This window comes from Butyrivibrio sp. INlla21, assembly GCF_900116875.1.
GTDB lineage: Bacteria > Bacillota > Clostridia > Lachnospirales > Lachnospiraceae > Butyrivibrio.
In genome coordinates, this window is sequence record NZ_FPCC01000065.1 from 1 (window position 1) to 1939 (window position 1939).

Annotated in this window: 1 protein-coding gene; it reads left to right on the forward strand. The window is 41.9% G+C overall.

Translation table 11 applies throughout. From position 1 onward, the window contains the following. Positions 1-136: 136 nt before the first annotated feature. Positions 137-1420, forward strand: a complete 1284-nt coding sequence (locus tag BM377_RS16050) for an IS110 family RNA-guided transposase (protein ID WP_092250996.1) — start codon at positions 137-139, stop codon at positions 1418-1420. Positions 1421-1939 lie beyond the last annotated feature (519 nt).

The window sequence follows — 1939 nt, forward strand, 5'->3', positions numbered from 1 at the left end:
AGGAGCTTCCTGTATGATTTAAATATAGGGAATTCCAATGAAGAAGGTGATTGATAAAAAGGAATACCTCTGAGTAGAATAAGATTTGCTGACGTTCGCGAGTTGGCAAAATCTAATAAAACAGAGAGGTATCCAAATGAATATTACCACACAAAACAAAAAAATCGAAGCTATTACCGAAAATACTCTTGTAGTAGGAATTGATGTTGGCAGCGAGAAGCATTATGCCAGAGCTTTTGACTGGAGAGGTATTGAATTCTCGAAGAAGGCATTCGCCTTTGATAATACTGAACAAGGTTTTCTGACCTTTAAAGCGTGGATGGATGATATAGCTGCTTCTCATGGCAAAACAGTGATTATTCCTGGCATGGAACCTACAGGGCACTATTGGTTTAACCTTGGTGCATTCTTGCAGAAACATGATATGAAGCCTGTTCACGTCAATCCTCATCATGTAAAGAAGTCTAAAGAGCTGGATGACAATGATCCATCTAAGAATGATCGTAAGGATCCAAAGGTAATTGCAGGTCTGGTTAGGGAGGGCAGGTATTCCTATCCTTATATTCCTACCGGAGTTTACGCTGAGATCCGTAACCTATCAAACATGAGGTTACAGACTCAAGAAGAGATTATCCGTATCAGGAACAGAATTGCCAGATGGTTCAGCATATATTTTCCTGAATTCAAGAAGCTCTATACAAATCCAGAGCAAGCCATTAGTGGACGGATGGTACTGGAAATAGCTCCGCTTCCGGAAGATATAGTAAAACTTGGTGCAGAAGGAATCAATCAGATATGGCGTGATGCAAAGCTGAGAAGCGTCGGAATGAAGAGGGCACAGACCCTGTTATTGGCTGCAGAGCATAGCATTGGAAACCATGAAGCTCCAAATGCTGCAAGAATCGAACTTAAGGCTCTTTTGTCAGATATGAATATATACAGTGCAAGAATGGCTGAACTTCTTGTTCAGATTCAGGAAACGCTGAAAGAAATACCGTACATTGACAAACTCTTAGATATAGAAGGTGTCGGAATTGTATCTGTAAGTACATTTGTTGCGGAAGTGGGTGACATTGGTCGTTTTGATAACCCCAAACAGATCCAGAAGCTTGCCGGATATGCACTTGTAGAGTGCAGTTCAGGAAAGCATAAAGGTGAAACGCACATAAGCTACAGAGGCAGAAAACGTCTTCGTTATGCCTTATATGAAGTTGCCTTCTCTTTGGTGGGCAAAAATGCAGCCTTCAAGGAGTTGCATAGGTATAACATCACCCGAACCCAGAAACCGCTCAAGAAGATGCAGTCGCTAATAGCGATCGCATGTAAGGCGATAAGGGTATTCTATGTCATTCTGACAAAGGGTGTTGATTATGATGCTGCCAAGATGCAATCAGATATCCATAGACCTCAGTACGCCTGATACGGTCTGAGAGTTAAACACAAACTGTATCGTGGCTGGATATAAACATCTGTATGAACAGGTTTTTATATCCGGTCACGATCAGAGAAACAAGTAACCGGTACAACCGCTGAAAATGACAGGAAAACGTCCACTAAACAGTGCTGTCATGGGAAGCAAATCTTTGAAACTACATAAAATGAGCCAGTAGTCGGCAGGAATATTTTCCAGAGGGCTGTGACCCTGTAGAGGAGCTAAGCTGACACCCTGGTTATGGATAGGTGGAACGAAGGAAGTTAGGACTCTGCAGAATTGTCAGATGATCCTGGTAGACACGGGAGGTGCACCGCCGTAGAGGGATGGGTATACAACAAGGCCATTGCAAAATACATCTCAGATGACGTTTTGCTTTGTGTACCCTAAAACCGCTATTTCCGTACCTGATACAAAGGAATATCCAACCACTTGGCTTGTTTTATATCAGAGATAGGAACTAAAAACCTTTAATTTTCAAGCTTTTATGCTTGACATAATAGGGAG

Bases quoted from the DNA above. Each gene is read 5' to 3' on its own strand.
- BM377_RS16050 (WP_092250996.1), top strand. From the start codon at position 137: ATGAATATTACCACACAAAACAAAAAAATCGAAGCTATTACCGAAAAT.